This is a genomic window from Haliscomenobacter sp., from assembly GCF_040403615.1.
GTDB lineage: Bacteria > Bacteroidota > Bacteroidia > Chitinophagales > Saprospiraceae > Haliscomenobacter.
In genome coordinates, this window is record NZ_JBBAKG010000025.1 from 24654 (window position 1) to 41247 (window position 16594).

Here is a 16594-nt window from a genome sequence, read left to right on the forward strand (position 1 = left end):
TCTTGATAGATTTTTAGTAATTCACTAATCCACTCTGGAAAGGATGCATTTCCCAGATCAACGTAGACTCCTTTAGTCATTAAAAAATTCTACGTTGATCTGGGAAATCTGCAGGAGAGTTTAGGCCTCTCCCTCAACCCAAACCATCTCAATCTGCCGTCTCTGCAAGTTCGTACTCGCAATTCGGACAAAAATTTCCTGGCCCATGGTGTACTCCTTTTTGCTGTGAGCCCCCCGAATCCGCAAGCGACCTGGGTCAATCTCAAACGGTTCGTTCATGGTTTCGTAACTCACCATGCCTTCGCAGCGGTTGCCACGTAGCTCGATGAAGATGCCCCGATCTCCGATGCCAGAAATGAACCCAGGGAATACCTCACCCAGGTGTTTGGACATGAATTCGACCTGTTTGTACTTGATCGATTCGCGTTCAGCGTCCGCGGCTCGGCGTTCCTGTTTGGAGACGTGCTTGCACATTTCCTCCAGTTTTTCCTTGTTGACGCGGTGGATGGCTTTGAGGTTGTCAAACAAAATCCGGTGCGCCAGTACATCCGAATAACGCCGAATGGGCGAGGTAAAGTGACTGTAAAAATCAAAAGCCAAACCGTAGTGCCCAATGTTGTCGCTGGAATACTCGGCTTTGGCCATGGTGCGGATGGCAATCGGCCCCAGGATACTCAAGGCTTCATTCTCTTCGGCGAGTTGGGCCAGTTTGTTGAAGGATCGCGCAATGTCTTTCGGAGTGGTTACGTTCATTTCTACCCCCATTTGGCGGGCAAAACGCGCCAATTCCTCTACCTTATCCGTATTGGGTTCGTCGTGGATGCGGTATACAAACGGAATCTCGGCAGCATCCTGGGTGCCTTTGTTGGACACAAAAGTAGCCACCTCTTTATTGGCCAGCAACATGAAATCTTCGATCAGCATGTGCGCATCTTTCCGCTCTTTGGTGTATACCTCGAGGGGTGCACCATTCTCATCCAGTCGGAAGCGGACTTCTTCTGATTCAAAATTGATGGCACCTCTTTTGAAGCGCTCTTTGCGCAGCTTGTGGGCCAGGTTATTGAGAATTTTCAGCTCTTTGGCAAAATCGCCTTCGCCAGTATCCAGGCCTTCCTGCGCTTCTTCGTAAGAAAAACGTCGATTGGAGTGGATGGCGGTTTTGCCAAACCAGCGGTCTACAATTTTATCTTCATTGTCGAAGGTAAACACCGCCGAGAAAGTCAGTTTGTCTTCGTGTGGGCGCAAGGAACACAACTCGTTGGACAGCTTTTCGGGCAACATTGGACAGACCCGATCTACCAGGTAAACGGAAGTCGAACGCGCCAATGCTTCTTTGTCCAGCGCAGTGTTTTCGTGCACGTAATGCGTCACATCGGCAATGTGTACCCCAACTTCGAGGTTGCCATTGGGCAAGTACGCAAACGAAAGTGCATCGTCAAAGTCACGGGCATTTTCAGGGTCAATGGTAAAGGTGGGCGTTTCGCGCATGTCGCGTCGAATGGCGATCTCTACTTCGGGTATTGCTACGCCCAGTGATTCGGATTCCTCCAATACTTCTGGCGGAAACTCCAGATTGAAGCCATTGTTGATGAGGATGCCCTTCATCTCTATATCGTGTGATCCAGCTTTGCCCAACACATAAGTCAGCACGCCAATCGGTTGGCGTTGTTGGCCAGTGGTCCAGTTTTCAATTTTCACCACCACTCGATCCTCGTCTTTTCCGCCCATGGTTTTGGTGGGGTCGACCAGGATTTCCAGCGAAGATGGTGGGTCTGTAACCACCACGGCATAGCGGGGATAAATCCAAAGCGTACCGACAAAATGCTCGCGGGCACGTTCCAATACTTCCACCACTTCCCCTTCGGGCTTGTTGCGGCCACGGGGCACCCAGGCTTTAATCTGTACCTTGTCTCCGTGCAGAGCGGTATTCATGTTTTTTGCCGCCACGAAAATATCATTCTCCTGGCCTTCTACGCTGACATAGCCTGCACCGGAGCGGGTCATGTCCATGACACCAACCAGTACTTTGCGGTTTTGGCCCAGAGAGGAACTGCTACCAGGGCTGCGCAGTTTGAATTTGTATTCTTCCAGTTCAACCAGGTAGCCCAATTTCACCAATTCCTGGCAAGCGTGTTGGATGGAGTCTTTGTGGTTGTCGATGCCCAGTTTTTTGACGATCTGCTTGGGATTCAGTCGCTTTTTGGGGTCTTTTTTAAAAAGGAGCAAAACATCAGTTTGCAATTGTTTTGAGGTCAGCTTGCGGGTGTAACTCCCTCTTCCGGGATCTTTCTTTTTAGTCATTTTGGTTAATGGGTTATAATCTGCCCTTCCGGCAGCAATTCTAGTTTTTGAGTGCGGGTACCGGAAGCGTCATAAAGCGCGTCAGTTGAAGTTTGTCCTGACATGATCACCATTCCCCAGTCTTCATCGATGGTGGCAATCGATGTCGTCAACGTTTTTCCATCGTAGAAGGTTCCCCCCAACACTTTTTTATCAATCAATGCACCATCTTTGGTAAAGGTAACCATGACGTATTGATAATTCATCAATTGAGCGACCCAATACACCACTGCATGAAAATCCAAAGTATCTGGAATGCGAAAACAAGGCACAAATTCCGTGAATTCGTCTATCTCGTCTTGTTCTTCCAACGGAAACAGGTATTGCTCAATCATGCGTTGAGGAAAAGGTTCGTTGGTTTGACTGAAAACCCGTTGGGATTCATCTGTAAGCGTAATGGGCAATTTCACCTCCGGAAACTGTGCCAAAAACTCTTTTAAAGAAATATTTAATTCTGCTGCCATTTTAAAAATGAAGAATTGTTGATCAAAACAGGAAATAAAACGATTTAACAATTTATCTACAAGCCTTTAATTTTGAACGATTCTAAATAAAAGCCTGAACTGTAACTTGGTTAGAACACTTTTGTGCATCTAGCCTTGAATATATAGCTTTGTAGACGGTTAAACGCAAAACACTTGAGAAAGTCAATGGTTGTTGTTGCTGCAAAAATAAACAAAACACAAAACGAAAACACATGAGTTGGCTTACAAACACGCTTTCTCCGGTTGGATTGGGCTGGTTCGGCGGGTTCTTGACTTCCTCCATCGGTAAAAAGGTACTGATGGCGATCACCGGAATCTTTCTGATCACTTTCTTGCCTGTTCACCTACTTGGCAACTTACAAATGCTGAATGATGATGGAGGCGAAAGTTTCAATCTTTATGCTCAATTCATGACGCATAACGAAATCATCAAAATTGTTTCCTACTCGCTTTATTTGTCTATCGTATTGCACGCCATTCAGGGGCTTTTGTTGTGGAGACAAAATTCCAGTGCGCGTGGACAAAACTACGCTGTAAAAGTTACCCGCGCGGTAGCGACCAATGCAAGTGCAGCGACCCGGATGGGCTGGTTGGGTACCATTTTGCTGATTTTCATTTTGTTGCACATGTACCAGTTTTGGCTGCAAATGAAATTGGGCAATGTGCCCATGGCCTCTTACGGTGGTGAAGTGGTAAAAGACTTGTATACTCCAGTAATGGTGGCATTTGCCGATCCAATTTTCGTGGCAATCTATGTAATTTCTATGGTAGCGATTGCTTTCCACCTCTGGCATGGTTTCCAAAGTGCATTCCAGACCCTGGGTTTGAATCACAGCAAATACATGACTTTTATACGCGCATTGGGTAAATTTTACGCCGTAATCGTTCCTTTCGGTTTTGCGTTTATACCGGTGTATGTATATGGCGATGCCATGGGATGGTGGTAGGGACAACCCTCGCGGTTGTCCCGGTCAACCGTAAGGGCGACCGTAAAGGGGTAGGCGACCGTAAAGGATCGCCCCAACAGATAGTCGATATTTTTTTCAAAATAAATTGAATCAACATGGCTCTTAATGGCAAAGTTCCAGCGGGTAATTTGACGGAAAAGTGGACAAAATACCGCGCTTCCATGCCGCTGGTAGCTCCCAACAATAAAAGACGCCTTGACATTATCATAGTCGGATCCGGTTTGGCTGGAGCAGCAGCAGCAGCTTCACTGGGCGAATTGGGCTACAACGTCAAGTGCTTTACCTTTCACGATAGTCCACGCCGGGCGCACTCAATTGCAGCTCAGGGCGGGATCAATGCGGCAAAAAACTACCGCAACGACGGCGACAGCACTTATCGCCTTTTTTATGACACCATCAAAGGCGGAGATTACCGTGCACGCGAAGCCAACGTTTACCGTTTGGCCGAAGTGAGTGCCAGCATCATCGACCAGGCTGTATCTCAAGGCGTTCCTTTTGCCCGCGAATACGGCGGCTTGTTGGACAACCGCTCTTTCGGTGGGGTGCAAGTAAGCCGTACCTTTTATGCACGCGGTCAGACTGGACAACAATTGCTGATTGGTGCCTACCAATCATTGTCTCGCCAGATTTCACTGGGAACCGTACAGATGCACAACCGCCACGAGATGCTGGATGTCGTACTGGTAGACGGCAAAGCGCGCGGCATCATTGCCCGCAATTTGCTGACGGGTGAACTCGAGCGCCACGCTGCTCACGCAGTAGTATTGGCAACGGGTGGTTATGGCAACGTATTTTACCTGTCTACCAACGCAATGATGTGCAACGTAAGTGCTGCCTGGCGCTCTGTACGCCGTGGCGCCTTGATGGCCAACCCTTGCTTCACCCAAATTCACCCAACTTGCATCCCTGTAAGCGGTGATTACCAATCCAAGCTGACCTTGATGTCGGAGTCCTTGCGGAACGACGGTCGGGTATGGGTGCCCAAAAAGCAAGAAGATGCAGCGGCCATCCGCTCTGGTCACAAAACCGCTTTGGACATCACTGAAGAAGACCGGGATTACTTCCTGGAGCGCCGCTACCCTGCTTTTGGCAACCTGGTACCTCGTGACGTTGCTTCTCGCGCTGCCAAAATAGCTTGTGATGAAGGTTTGGGCGTAGCCCCGACTGGACTTGCGGTATTTCTTGACTTCTCAGCAGCCGTTGAACGTTACGGACGTTCCAAGGCAAACATGCAAGGCAACCACAATCCAAGTGAAAAAGAAGTAGTGGACCTGGGTGAAAACGTAGTGGAAGAAAAGTACGGCAATCTCTTTGCCATGTACGAAAAAATCACTGGCGAGAACCCTTACAAAATGCCGATGAAGATCTACCCTGCCGTACACTATACCATGGGCGGCTTGTGGGTAGATTACAACCTCGAAACCAATATCCCTGGCTTGTTTGCAGCTGGCGAGTGTAACTTTTCTGACCATGGCGCCAACCGCCTGGGTGCTTCTGCACTGATGCAAGGTTTGGCCGATGGCTACTTTGTATTGCCTTACACCATTGGCAATTTCCTTTCCAATGACATCCGTACGCCAAAGTTTGATGCCAACTCCGCGGAGTTTGTGCAAGCCGAAGCAGATGTAAAAGGCCGCATCGACAAATTGATGGGTGCTCAAGGCAATCAATCAGTGGAAAGCTTCCACCGCCGCCTAGGTAAAATCATGTGGGAAAAATGCGGGATGGCCCGCAACGCCGAAGGTCTTACGCAAGCACGCCGCTTGATTCAGGAATTGCGCGAAGAATTTTACAAAGACGTATTTGTACCTGGCAGTGCCACCGGGGAATACAACCCTGAGCTTGAAAAAGCCCTGCGGGTTGCCGACTTCATGGAAATGGGTGAATTGATGGTGATTGATGCCCTCAACCGGGAAGAATCTTGTGGAGGCCACTTCCGCGAAGAATTCCAAACCGAAGAAGGCGAAGCCCTGCGCGACGATGCAAACTATGCTTACGTAGCCGCATGGGAATACAACGGCTGGGATACCTACCCGGTATTGCACAAAGAAGAACTGGTTTTCGAAAACGTCGAACTCAAGAGCAGAAGCTATAAGTAAAGTTGAAGAGTTGAAAAGTTTAGGGTGAATAGATATGGGTAGTGCAAGGTAAGTACTCTATTTGGCTGCACAGAAAACCCGAAATGTTTTACCCTAAGCGTTTTCCTTCTTTTCAACATTTCACCCCTTCAACTTTTTAACTTTTTTTGTAATGGAAAACATGCATTTAAAACTCAAAATATGGCGTCAGGGTGGCAAATTTTCCACAAAAGGACAATTCGTCACTTATGAGCTGGACAACGTCAGCGAGCACATGTCTTTTTTGGAAATGTTGGACGTGCTCAACGACAAATTGATCACCCAACGCGAAGACCCCGTTGCTTTTGAGCACGATTGTCGCGAGGGCATTTGTGGTACTTGCTCCATGGTGATCAATGGCCATCCACACGGCCCCAACACCGGAACTACGACTTGCCAATTGCACATGCGTTTCTTCAAAGAAGGCGATACCGTAACGGTTGAGCCATTCCGGGCCAAATCTTTCCCGGTCATCAAAGACCTGGTGGTGGATCGCTCGGCTTTTGACCGGATCATTCAAGCAGGAGGCTTCATTTCGGTAAACACGGGTCAAGCGCAAGATGCCAACGCCATTCCAGTTTCCAAGGAATCGGCTACTGCATCTTTTGATGCTGCTGCCTGTATCGGCTGCGGTGCCTGCGTTGCTGCCTGCCCCAATGCATCGGCAATGCTGTTTGTGAGTGCGAAGGTATCTCACTTGGCTTTGTTGCCACAAGGTAAGGTAGAAGCCAAGCGTCGTGCGCTGAGCATGGTGAAGCAAATGGATTTGGAAGGATTTGGCAATTGCTCCAACGTAACCGCCTGCGAAGCCGAGTGTCCAAAGGAAATTTCTGTTGTAAACATCGCCCGCCTCAATCGGGAATACATCTCCTCTGCCTTTACTTATGAAGAAAACGCAGACAAAGGTGGTGGTGCGGGATAGAATTAGGCGCGAAATGTAGTTTGATCGACCGAGTACAAATCAAAATGTACCGTTTACCTGAAAAAAACTACCGTTTTCTGAAAAGAAAATTGCTTTTAAAAAACTTAGGGCGTACATTTGTACTTTACAGTTGCCCTTCAGATATACGAATATCTGGTTTTGCCCGGAGTTATCCCCTCCGGGCATTTTTTATTTTATAGGTTGGCACTTTTTCCCTCCTCACGTTAACCCAAGATTACCCAAAAATCAATTTTTTCCCCAAATTACTCCCCTACCCCAAAACACTTTAGCTTTGGTTTTGAAAAACCATTCAGCATTATGAACAAGCACCGCCTACTCCTTGCCTATCTGGCAATCGCCCTAATTATCGCCGCCTGTACCCGCCAATCGCCTTGGGTTGCGCAGTCACCGGCCGCAGCGCAGTACTGTCAAATCGACAAAACCGGCGAAAGCATCATTCCCAATGGCCGCATCATCAAGCCAGCGGGCAAAAGCATCGTTACCGCTCCGCACCCCTACGGTTTGGTACTTTCGCCAGATGGCAAAGTAGCCGTGACCGCCAACTCTGGCAATGCGCCTTTTTCCATCACGGTCATTCGCAATTTTGATGGCAATGGCGAACCGCAAGTGAAGCAAATTCCAGAAGGCGCCAATAACCAGGAAGGCATTCTGGAATCTGTTTTTATGGGCTTGGCCATTACGCCCGACAACCGTTATGTATTTGTAGCGGGCGGTCAATCCAACAAAATCTTCAAATTCGACCTCAATTCTGGAAAAAAAGTGGACTCCCTGCGTTGCGGTGTCAAAGATGGCGACCGTGATTACAGCCACGGATACATCGGTGATATGATCCTCTCCCGGGATGGCGCCCGCCTGTACGCCGTGGATCAAATTGGCTTCCGTTTATTGGTGATCGATGCGCAAAACCTGAAATTGTTGCACAACATTCCAACCGGGCGTTATCCATTTGGCATCACACTTTCGCCGGATGGCAAAAACCTGTATGTTGCCAACGTTGGCATCTTTGAATACAAACCGCTAAAAAACCTCGACCTCAAGAACCTCAAAGGCACTGCTGCGGAGTTTCCTACCTCTGGTTTCAATACCCCGGAGATGAAGGAAGGCTACAAAAATGACAAACTGGACGTACCCGGCCTGGGGGATTCCAACACCCCCGAGGGCTTTTCGGTATGGAAATACAGTCTGGGTGAACAACCTAAAGTGAGCAAAAAAATCAAAACTGGCTTTCTGGTCGGCGATCTCGTAGAGGGCATTCCTGCCGTAGGCGGCGCCAGCCCCAACTCATTGGTGGCTACCGATCGTTACGTATTTGTGTCCAATGGCAACAACGATTGCATTTCGGCCATTGATTTTGTGAAAGATACCGTTGTAAAAAATATTTTTCTCAAGCCAGATCCACGTTTGGGTGGTTTCCGGGGCGTGATTCCATTCGGACTGGCGCTCTCCCCTGATCGCAAAAACTTGTTCGTTGCCGAATCTGGGGTCAATGCGGTTGGCGTAATCGATGTGGAGAAGCTGGAAGTGCTTGGCCATATCCCTACCGGCTGGTTTCCGTCCAAAGTAGCGGTTACGCCTGACGGCAAAAAACTGCTGGTCACTTCAGCAAAAGGTTATGGCAGCGGCCCTAATGGCGGCAAAAACTGGAAAGACGGACCCGAAGGTCACTACGTTGGCGGATTGATGAAAGGTTTGGTGAGTGTCATCGATGTACCGAATGCGGAGCAATTGAAAACACATACTGCCGAAGTAATTCGCCAAAACTATGCATTTGCACCTGCCAATGATGCACAGTTCAACTGGCGGTCAAAAAACCCGGTTCCCCTTTTCCCCGGACAAAAAGAAAGTCCGATCAAGTACATCGTGTTCATTTCCAAGGAGAATCGCACATTTGACGAAGTTTTTGGTCAAGTAAAAACCGCCAAAGGCGATGCCTCCCTTGCCCGGTACGGGGCCAATCAAAAGGTGGTTAATCGCCGCCACACCGATAGCGTCCTGAACGCAACAGTAATGGTGAATCACCTGGCCTTGGCCGAGCGTTTTTCCATCAGCGACAATTTCTATGTCGACTCCGACCACTCTGCCGATGGCCACCGCTGGTTGGTCAATACTTACCCGAACGAATGGGTAGAAACCGGAACGACAGCTGCTTATGGCGGCAAACGCAGCATGCGCGCCAACAGCAAAGCCCCTGGCAACCTGTTGCTTTATGGTGCATCTGGTGCCATTTACCCTGAAGATTACAACGAAGCGGGCTCAATGTGGGATCATTTGGAGCGCAACAAAAAAGAGTTCTTCAACTTTGGTTTTGGCCTTGAACTCGCTGCGGGAATTGATGATTCTACGATGAAATATACTGGCTTAAAGTACCTAGTCAACTACCCCATCCCCGGGCCCTTGTACACCCGCTCTTCGCACAAATACGCCACTTACAATATGGCCATCCCGGATCAATTCCGCTTGAAAACCTTCATGGAAGAGTTCAACGAAAAATACACGGGTGCTGGCAAAACGCTGCCGCAAGTACTTACGGTGATTTTGCCCAACGACCACGGTGCTGGCGAACGCCCACAAGCTGGCTATCCCTATCGCGCCAGCTACATGGCCGACAATGACCTGGCCTTGGGCCGCATCGTTGAATTTTTATCTAGTACCCCTTACTGGAAAAACATGGCCATCGTGGTTACCGAAGATGACGCGCAAGATGGCCAAGACCACGTTGATGCCCACCGCAGTGTGCTGATGGTGATTTCACCTTATGCCCGCAAAAACCACGTAGGCCATCAACACTACAGCTTTGGGAGTATTTTCAAGACCTTCTGGAACATCCTAGGCATTCCTTATTTGAACCAATACGATGCAGCGGCTACAGATATGGCGGATTTGTTCAGCGATACGCCAGATTTTAGCCCTTATAAAGCCTTCCCGGTTAACCCAAAGATCTTTGACCCACAAAAGGCATTGACGCCAATGGATGCCAAGTTTGATTGGAAGGCAGTCATTGAATCCCCAAAATTGGACAACGTAGAAGATTTTATCAAAAAGCAGTAACAACCAGCTTATGAAAAAATTGCCCCTCTTCCTATGGTTTCTGTTGTTGCAAGCTCCGTTGTGGGCACAACAAATACAGGGCGTGTTGGTAGATGCCAGCACTAATGAACCATTGCCGGGTGCCAATTTGTGGTTCAAAACAACCCAACGCGGTACCTCAAGTAACGCGAAGGGGGGATTTATCATCAATGCGCCAGCTGTTCAAGGCACCTACACGCTTTTGGTATCGATGCTTGGATACCGCGAATTAGAGCTTGAAATCAACTTGACGGCTAATGATCAAGTGTTGGATACCCTGAGGTTAACCGCAGAGCCTACCCTGATCCAAAGCGATTTGGTGATCACTGCGCAACGCAGCCTGAATCAAGCTTTTGCAACCTCAGAAGCAGTGAGTGTACTCAAGGCCACTGACATCCTGCACAATGGGGCGCGCAGTACCCCCGAAGCCTTGATGGGATTAACGGGGGTATTTGTTCAAAAGACCAATCACGGGGGCGGATCTCCTTTTATTCGTGGGCTTACGGGCAATCAAACCCTTTTACTCATGGATGGTTTGCGCCTCAATAACTCCATTTACCGTTTTGGTCCCAATCAATATTTCAACACCATTGATGTATTTAGCGTACAACAGATTGAGGTGGTGCGTGGTGCGGGTTCCGTCCTCTACGGCAGCGATGCTATGGGGGGAGCCATTCAGGTCTTTACGACTACCCCACAGTTTTCTGCCGAAGGCTGGCAATTTGGAGGACGACTTTTGGGGCGTTACCTGGATCGGGATATGGAAAAGACGGTACATGCTGAATTGAAAGCAGCCAATGAAAACATTGCTTTTCGAGCTGGGGTGAGTGTCCGCAATTTTGGAGACTTATATGCCGGCAAGGGCAAAGGTCAAGAGGGGCCTTCCAACTATCGGGAGCGAACTGCCGATGCTAAGGCCATTTTCAAACTCAACCGCCATGCTCAATTTACGATGGCCTACAATGGTGTATTTCAGTCTGATGTAAATCGATACGATCAATACGTCACCGGTTTTGCACTGTCTCAATTTGAACCCCAAACCCGCCAAATGGCTTACGCCCGTTTAGCCTGGGAAGGTCAATCGCCTTGGTTACAAAAAATCACCTTGACCGGTTCCTGGCAGTTTGCTGAAGAAGGCCGCATCTTTCAACGGGTCAACAACGTGACCCGCAGCAAAGAAAAAGATGAAATCCGCACTTTGGGATACGTTCTGGAATGGCATGCACAACCCTTTTCTTTTTGGAAAATCACCTCCGGATTAGAGGCTTACTTTGATAAAGTGACCAGTGGGGGTACCAACCTCAATACTGAAACAGGGGTAGAAACGGTGCGCAGAGGACTTTATCCAGCCGGAACCAACGCCAGCAACCTGGCCGCATTTACTGCCCATAACCTGAATTGGAAGCAATGGTCACTCAACCTGGGTTTGCGGTACAACCAGGTACGATTGGAGATTCAAGATGCTAAGTTTGGCAATACCGAAATCACCCCCGATGCCTTGGTGGCACATGCGATGCTCCGCTATCAGCTTGGTAAGCAGCACGCAATTTCCGCCGGAACTTATTCCGGGTTTCGGGCACCTAACATCAACGACATGACCAGTTTTGGCCGATTTGACTTCGGCATTGAGGTACCCAGCTACAATCTTGCTCCGGAAAGGTCTACTACTTACGAACTGACCTATAAGTACAGCTCCGCTAAATTGCAGGCCAACATCTCAGGTTTCTATACGGCATTATCAGATTTGGTAACCCGGGTACGCAGCACCTTTGAAGGACAACCCAAATACGAAGGCAGTGATGTGTACAAAAAAGAGAATGCAGCCACTTCTTTCATCCGGGGAACGGAAGTTGATTTTGCCTGGTCGATCAGCCAAAAATTCAACCTGCAAGGCAGTCTGACTTATGCTTTTGGCCAAAATACTACAGCGCATGAACCAATGCGCCGCATTCCACCTCTCAATGGCCGGATTGGATTGCAGTATCAACCCGTCAAGAACTGGTTCAACCGCATCGATTTCTTGTATGCCAGCAAACAGGATCGTTTGGCCAGTGGTGATAAGTCGGATCCACGGATTCCCAAAGGAGGCACTCCAGGGTGGAAAGTTTTGAACCTGCGCAGTGCTTATCAATTCAAGCAAGTGGAGCTACAAGCCGGTTTGAATAACCTGTTCAACGAAGCTTACCGCACCCATGGTTCAGGGATTGATGGGGTCGGAAGAAGTGTCTGGATTGGATTGGATTGGAAGTTTTAAACCTGAAAAAACCAGATTGGAGAGATGGAATGCCTTCCGTCTCTCCAATTGACATAATGTCTAATCTTGAATTACGCCAAAACTCCAGTTTGAACATCGAGGGTGTGCATTCCCCCATACTGTTCTCCATTTTTATCGGTAATGCGCACTTCAATTTGGTGCATTCCATTTTCAAGTCCCTTCGGCAGGAAGCCTTTCCACAAATGCCGATTCACCTTGGCGGCCATCCATACATTGTATTTGTCCAGGTGTTTCTTTAAAAACTCTTCCACATAAGGGTCGGTTCCTTCAAATTGGGTCAAGGTTTGAAAATCGCCGTCATCCCAACGCACTTCAATCTGGGCATCCGGGTGGGTAGCAAAAGCATTGATGATCAACTGAGGCAGAGCAGATCGGTCTGCTTTGGGAAAACGCAAGACATAGCGCGAGCGGCTTTCTGGCACCCCTAATGGCTTGAACTGGTAATTGAATTCAACGCCATTGAAATTGAACACAAAATAGCCATTGGGAACACCGTCCATGGCCATCCGAATGGGCAAGCCATCCTCCAACAAGGGGCCTTGCCACCAGGCTCCACAAACGGCACCTGCAATCAAACTATGGAAAGGGTTTTTTCGCGTCCAACCGCCTTCACTGAGGTTCACATGCTCGATGGTGTGTGTATGCGCAGAAACCGAAAAGAGGTGTGGATGCTTTTTGAGTAATGCGTATAAGGCCTGCCGATTGACAATATTGCGGTAAGGATTTTTTGCTGCTGTTTTGGTGTAAACAGGAATATGCGAAAGTAAAAATACCAATTTGTCTTTGGGCACTAGCGCAAGGTCACTAGCCAGCCATTTCAATTGCCGATCATCGAGTCGTCCTTCGGTGATGCCTTGTTCCTCGCGCTTTTTGTTCCAGCCTGAGTAACCAATGTCATCCAGAACGACAAAATGCACCTGTCCGTAGTCAAAGGAGTAATAAGTAGGGCCAAAATAGGATTGGTAAGTCTCGCGGGCATACCGAGCTTGAGTGGCGCGAACGTTGATGTCGTGGTTGCCCATCACTGGAAACCAGGGTTTGCCCACACTTCCGATGGCGTCGCGCACTGCGGGGTGTACTTCCAGTTCATCCCAGGCCAGATCGCCCAAGGGAACCATAAAATCGGCTGATTCACGTTGCAAGGCAGGGACACCCAGTTGCTGAAAATACCCCACTTCCAGGCTGGTCTCTGGCTGAATGTCTCCCATCAGCACAGCCCTAAACTCCGTTTCAACTTCGGTTTTGATCAAATAAAAATTGAGCGGATTGGGTACTTCGCCTGTCGGCAAAACACCGGGATAGGGAGCGATCTCCGTTTCTGGAGAGCCGCTTGGGCGATACAAGTAATAAAACTGTGGTTGATGCAACGCATTGACTGGCAGTACATATCCAGCCGGTTTGCTGATAAAGATGCTGCAATCTTCTTCCAGAGGCAATTCGTAGTATCCATTTTCATCGGTCAGTACCACCTGGTGTTGGTTACTGACCATTACGCCGGGAATGCCGCTGGCGCTTTTTTGATCCAAGACATAGCCGCTGGCCGTCATTATTTTTCAGGGTTTTTGGGTTTTCAGTGACTTAGATTCCAGTCGCTTCGACCACTCCGGCGCTTCGGCTACGCTCAGCGACCGGAGTATTCGAAGCGACTGGAATCTAAGTCACTGAAAACCATTTAAATCATATCCTCTGGCCGCACCCACTCATCAAACTGCTCGGGGGTCAGCAAGCCCAATTCTACAGCGGCTTGCTTCAGGGTTGTATTTTCGGCATGGGCTTTTTTGGCAATTGTTGCCGCGTTGTCGTAGCCGATTTTGGTATTGAGCGCGGTCACCAACATCAGCGAATTGTTGAGCTGCTCGGTGATGCGGGCGTAGTTGGGCTCGATGCCTTCTGCGCAATGTTCGTTGAAGCTCACACAAGCATCGCCGATCAGACGGGCAGAAGTCAGGAAGTTGAAGATGATCACCGGTTTGAACACGTTCAGCTCAAAGTGGCCGTTCATACCGCCAATGTTGATGGTCACGTCATTGCCGATGACCTGAGCCATGGCCATGGTCATAGCTTCCGATTGGGTTGGGTTGACCTTGCCCGGCATGATCGAAGAACCTGGCTCATTGGAAGGGATGATCAATTCGCCAATCCCTGAACGAGGGCCAGAAGCCAGCAAACGAATGTCGTTGGCTATTTTTGACAAGGAAACTGCTACCGTTTTCAATGCACCATGTGCTTCCACCAGGGCATCGTGCGTAGCCAGCGCCTCAAATTTATTAGGGGCAGTTACGAATGGCAAGCCACTCAACTGGGCGATGTGCCGGGCTACATTTTCAGAATATCCAGGAGGGGTGTTCAATCCGGTGCCTACTGCAGTACCGCCCAAAGCCAATTCAGCAACGTGAGGCAAGGTGTGTTTGATGGCGCGGATACCGTAATCCAATTGGGCAGCGTAACCAGACAGTTCCTGGCCTACCGTAATCGGCGTCGCATCCATCAAGTGGGTACGGCCAATTTTGACAACCCCCATATAGGCTTCAGACTTGGCCTTGAGGGTATCCCGCAGCGCTTCAATGCCGGGGATGGTGGTTTCAACCAGCATTTTGTAAGCAGCAATGTGCATTGCTGTGGGGAAAGTATCGTTGGAGGATTGCGACTTGTTGACGTCGTCGTTCGGGTGAAGTACTTTTTTGGCGTCATCCAGTTTACCACCGGCGATTACATGAGCGCGGTTGGCAATCACCTCGTTTACGTTCATGTTGGATTGGGTACCTGAACCGGTTTGCCAAACCACCAAGGGGAATTGGTCGTCGAGTTGGCCAGCAGAAATTTCATCGCATACCTGGGCGATCATATCGGTTTTTTCTTTCGACAATTCACCTGCTTCGAGGTTGGTAAAGGCGGCGGCCTTTTTGAGGATGGCAAAGGCGCGGATGATCTCGATTGGCATCAAATGCCCGCCAATTTTGAAGTTGTCTTTGGAGCGTTGGGTTTGTGCGGCCCAATATTTGTCAGCGGGTACATCTACGTAGCCCAAACTGTCTTTTTCTTTGCGGAAAGCCATGGTGTGGTCTCTAATGTTTAGGTAAAAAAGTGCCTCAAAGATAGCAAACTTACATCAGGACAAAGGAGGAAAAGCGTTGAGAATTCTCAAAGAAGGGCATTCTCGTGTTACTTTTTCGGTCATTATACTTTAAGAAATCATCAACACTGAAAAGGGGCTAAAAACTCTTTGCTATTAAAAGCGTTTTTAAAGTAACTTTCGGTCGCAATTTTTAACCCATTATAAAATAAAGCAATCATGGCTTTTGAACTTCCAGCGTTGCCTTACGCATTTGACGCACTTGAACCCAACATTGATGCCCGTACCATGGAAATCCACCACGGTAAGCACCATGCTGCCTATACCACCAACCTCAATGCTGCATTGGCCGGCACTGAAAATGAAGGCAAGTCAATCGAAGCTATTTTAGCGCATGTCTCTACCTTGTCTCCAGCCATTCGCAACAATGGTGGTGGTTTTTATAACCACAACCTGTTTTGGACCATCATGTCTCCAGATGGAACGGCTACTCCTGCTGAAGGCACTGAAATCCACGCTGCGATTACTGCCGATTTGGGTGGTTTCGACAATTTCAAAAAAGAATTTGCTGCTGCTGGAGCTACCCGTTTTGGATCAGGTTGGGCTTGGTTGAGTGTGGATGCAGATGGCAAGCTTTTCGTTAGTTCTTCTCCAAACCAGGACAATCCACTGATGGATGTTGCGGAGAAAAAAGGAACACCAATTTTGGGAATGGATGTTTGGGAACACGCTTATTACCTGAACTACCAAAACCGCCGCCCCGACTACATCGAGGCATTTTTCAATGTCATCAATTGGGGAGAAGTGAACCGTCGCTACCTCGCCGCGAAATAATTTTTTGATCCATTCTATTTCGAAGAGGGTGAAAATGTACTATTCTTTGCCCTCTTCGATACTATTTTTTTTCTTCCATACGTTTCCCCCCTTATACGCTTTACTTGCGTGACTCCTCGTACTGCCAATTGTACGTGAATATTCGACTTTTCTTACTTAGTACCCAGACTAGCACTACTGTAATCTCAGCTTGCACCTTTTATTTTCATACCCAAAACCGCATACCCATGATCATTGCAGCTTTTTGCCTCGTGTTGTTTTTAATTTTTGGTTCTAAATTATTGGAAAAAACCTAAGGGGCGATAAAAAAATAAATGTTCATTTTGCCAAAGGATTAGATGAGTAAACGATTCATTTTAAGTGCCTCATCTAATCTTTTGGCTCAAAAAAAATGAACATTTATTTTTGCCCCACTACTAAGGGGTTGACCTGAACCAAAGAGCCGCGTTCCTGTGCTGATGTCACGAAACGCGGCTTTTTTTATTGCGCTGAT

The 16594-nt window shown here is 48.4% G+C and carries 10 protein-coding genes; 6 read left to right on the forward strand and 4 right to left on the reverse strand.

Features of this window, described 5'->3' with window-relative positions; all coding sequences use genetic code 11:
* Nucleotides 1-120: 120 nt before the first annotated feature.
* Together rnr and ABW391_RS10180 are read right to left on the reverse strand one after the other, a co-directional pair.
* On the reverse strand, nucleotides 121-2301 hold the full coding sequence (rnr, locus tag ABW391_RS10175) for a ribonuclease R (protein ID WP_353481750.1): 2181 nt from the start codon (nucleotides 2299-2301) through the stop codon (nucleotides 121-123).
* A gap of 5 nt (nucleotides 2302-2306) precedes the next feature.
* A complete protein-coding gene (locus ABW391_RS10180) occupies nucleotides 2307-2804 on the reverse strand; it encodes a hypothetical protein (protein ID WP_353481751.1) in 498 nt (165 codons plus the stop codon).
* A 233-nt stretch (nucleotides 2805-3037) separates the two neighbouring features.
* Here ABW391_RS10180 and ABW391_RS10185 point away from each other — a divergent pair, with 233 nt between their 5' ends.
* The 5 genes from ABW391_RS10185 (at nucleotide 3038) to ABW391_RS10205 (ending at nucleotide 12173) form a co-directional block, all read left to right on the forward strand.
* The gene (locus ABW391_RS10185) at nucleotides 3038-3772 is read left to right on the forward strand and encodes a succinate dehydrogenase cytochrome b subunit (RefSeq protein ID WP_353481752.1); all 735 of its coding nucleotides are present in this window, start codon (nucleotides 3038-3040) and stop codon (nucleotides 3770-3772) included.
* A 116-nt stretch (nucleotides 3773-3888) separates the two neighbouring features.
* Nucleotides 3889-5892, forward strand: a complete 2004-nt coding sequence (locus tag ABW391_RS10190; protein ID WP_353481753.1) for a fumarate reductase/succinate dehydrogenase flavoprotein subunit — start codon at nucleotides 3889-3891, stop codon at nucleotides 5890-5892.
* A gap of 151 nt (nucleotides 5893-6043) precedes the next feature.
* A complete protein-coding gene (locus ABW391_RS10195; protein WP_353481754.1) occupies nucleotides 6044-6832 on the forward strand; it encodes a succinate dehydrogenase/fumarate reductase iron-sulfur subunit in 789 nt (262 codons plus the stop codon).
* Nucleotides 6833-7150: 318 nt separating this feature from the next.
* Entirely contained in the window at nucleotides 7151-9901 is a 2751-nt protein-coding gene (locus ABW391_RS10200; protein WP_353481755.1) for an alkaline phosphatase family protein, read from the forward strand.
* 10 nt (nucleotides 9902-9911) lie between these two features.
* On the forward strand, nucleotides 9912-12173 hold the full coding sequence (locus tag ABW391_RS10205; protein WP_353481756.1) for a TonB-dependent receptor: 2262 nt from the start codon (nucleotides 9912-9914) through the stop codon (nucleotides 12171-12173).
* Nucleotides 12174-12244: 71 nt separating this feature from the next.
* Here the strand turns inward: ABW391_RS10205 and ABW391_RS10210 are convergent, their stop codons facing one another.
* Together ABW391_RS10210 and fumC are read right to left on the reverse strand one after the other, a co-directional pair.
* Nucleotides 12245-13741 carry a calcineurin-like phosphoesterase C-terminal domain-containing protein gene (locus ABW391_RS10210; RefSeq protein WP_353481757.1) on the reverse strand — a complete coding sequence of 499 codons (1497 nt, stop codon included), beginning with the start codon at nucleotides 13739-13741 and terminating at the stop codon, nucleotides 12245-12247.
* A gap of 125 nt (nucleotides 13742-13866) precedes the next feature.
* Nucleotides 13867-15249, reverse strand: coding sequence for a class II fumarate hydratase (gene fumC / locus ABW391_RS10215; protein WP_353481758.1), 1383 nt, complete (start codon nucleotides 15247-15249; stop codon nucleotides 13867-13869).
* A 237-nt stretch (nucleotides 15250-15486) separates the two neighbouring features.
* Between fumC and ABW391_RS10220 the strand changes: the two genes are divergently transcribed.
* Nucleotides 15487-16101 (forward strand): superoxide dismutase, encoded by a 615-nt coding sequence (locus ABW391_RS10220; RefSeq protein WP_353481759.1) that lies wholly within the window; start codon nucleotides 15487-15489, stop codon nucleotides 16099-16101.
* Nucleotides 16102-16594 lie beyond the last annotated feature (493 nt).

Bases quoted from the DNA above. Each gene is read 5' to 3' on its own strand.
- rnr (WP_353481750.1), bottom strand. From the start codon at position 2,301: ATGACTAAAAAGAAAGATCCCGGAAGAGGGAGTTACACCCGCAAGCTG.
- ABW391_RS10180 (WP_353481751.1), bottom strand. From the start codon at position 2,804: ATGGCAGCAGAATTAAATATTTCTTTAAAAGAGTTTTTGGCACAGTTT.
- ABW391_RS10185 (WP_353481752.1), top strand. From the start codon at position 3,038: ATGAGTTGGCTTACAAACACGCTTTCTCCGGTTGGATTGGGCTGGTTC.
- ABW391_RS10190 (WP_353481753.1), top strand. From the start codon at position 3,889: ATGGCTCTTAATGGCAAAGTTCCAGCGGGTAATTTGACGGAAAAGTGG.
- ABW391_RS10195 (WP_353481754.1), top strand. From the start codon at position 6,044: ATGGAAAACATGCATTTAAAACTCAAAATATGGCGTCAGGGTGGCAAA.
- ABW391_RS10200 (WP_353481755.1), top strand. From the start codon at position 7,151: ATGAACAAGCACCGCCTACTCCTTGCCTATCTGGCAATCGCCCTAATT.
- ABW391_RS10205 (WP_353481756.1), top strand. From the start codon at position 9,912: ATGAAAAAATTGCCCCTCTTCCTATGGTTTCTGTTGTTGCAAGCTCCG.
- ABW391_RS10210 (WP_353481757.1), bottom strand. From the start codon at position 13,741: ATGACGGCCAGCGGCTATGTCTTGGATCAAAAAAGCGCCAGCGGCATT.
- fumC (WP_353481758.1), bottom strand. From the start codon at position 15,249: ATGGCTTTCCGCAAAGAAAAAGACAGTTTGGGCTACGTAGATGTACCC.
- ABW391_RS10220 (WP_353481759.1), top strand. From the start codon at position 15,487: ATGGCTTTTGAACTTCCAGCGTTGCCTTACGCATTTGACGCACTTGAA.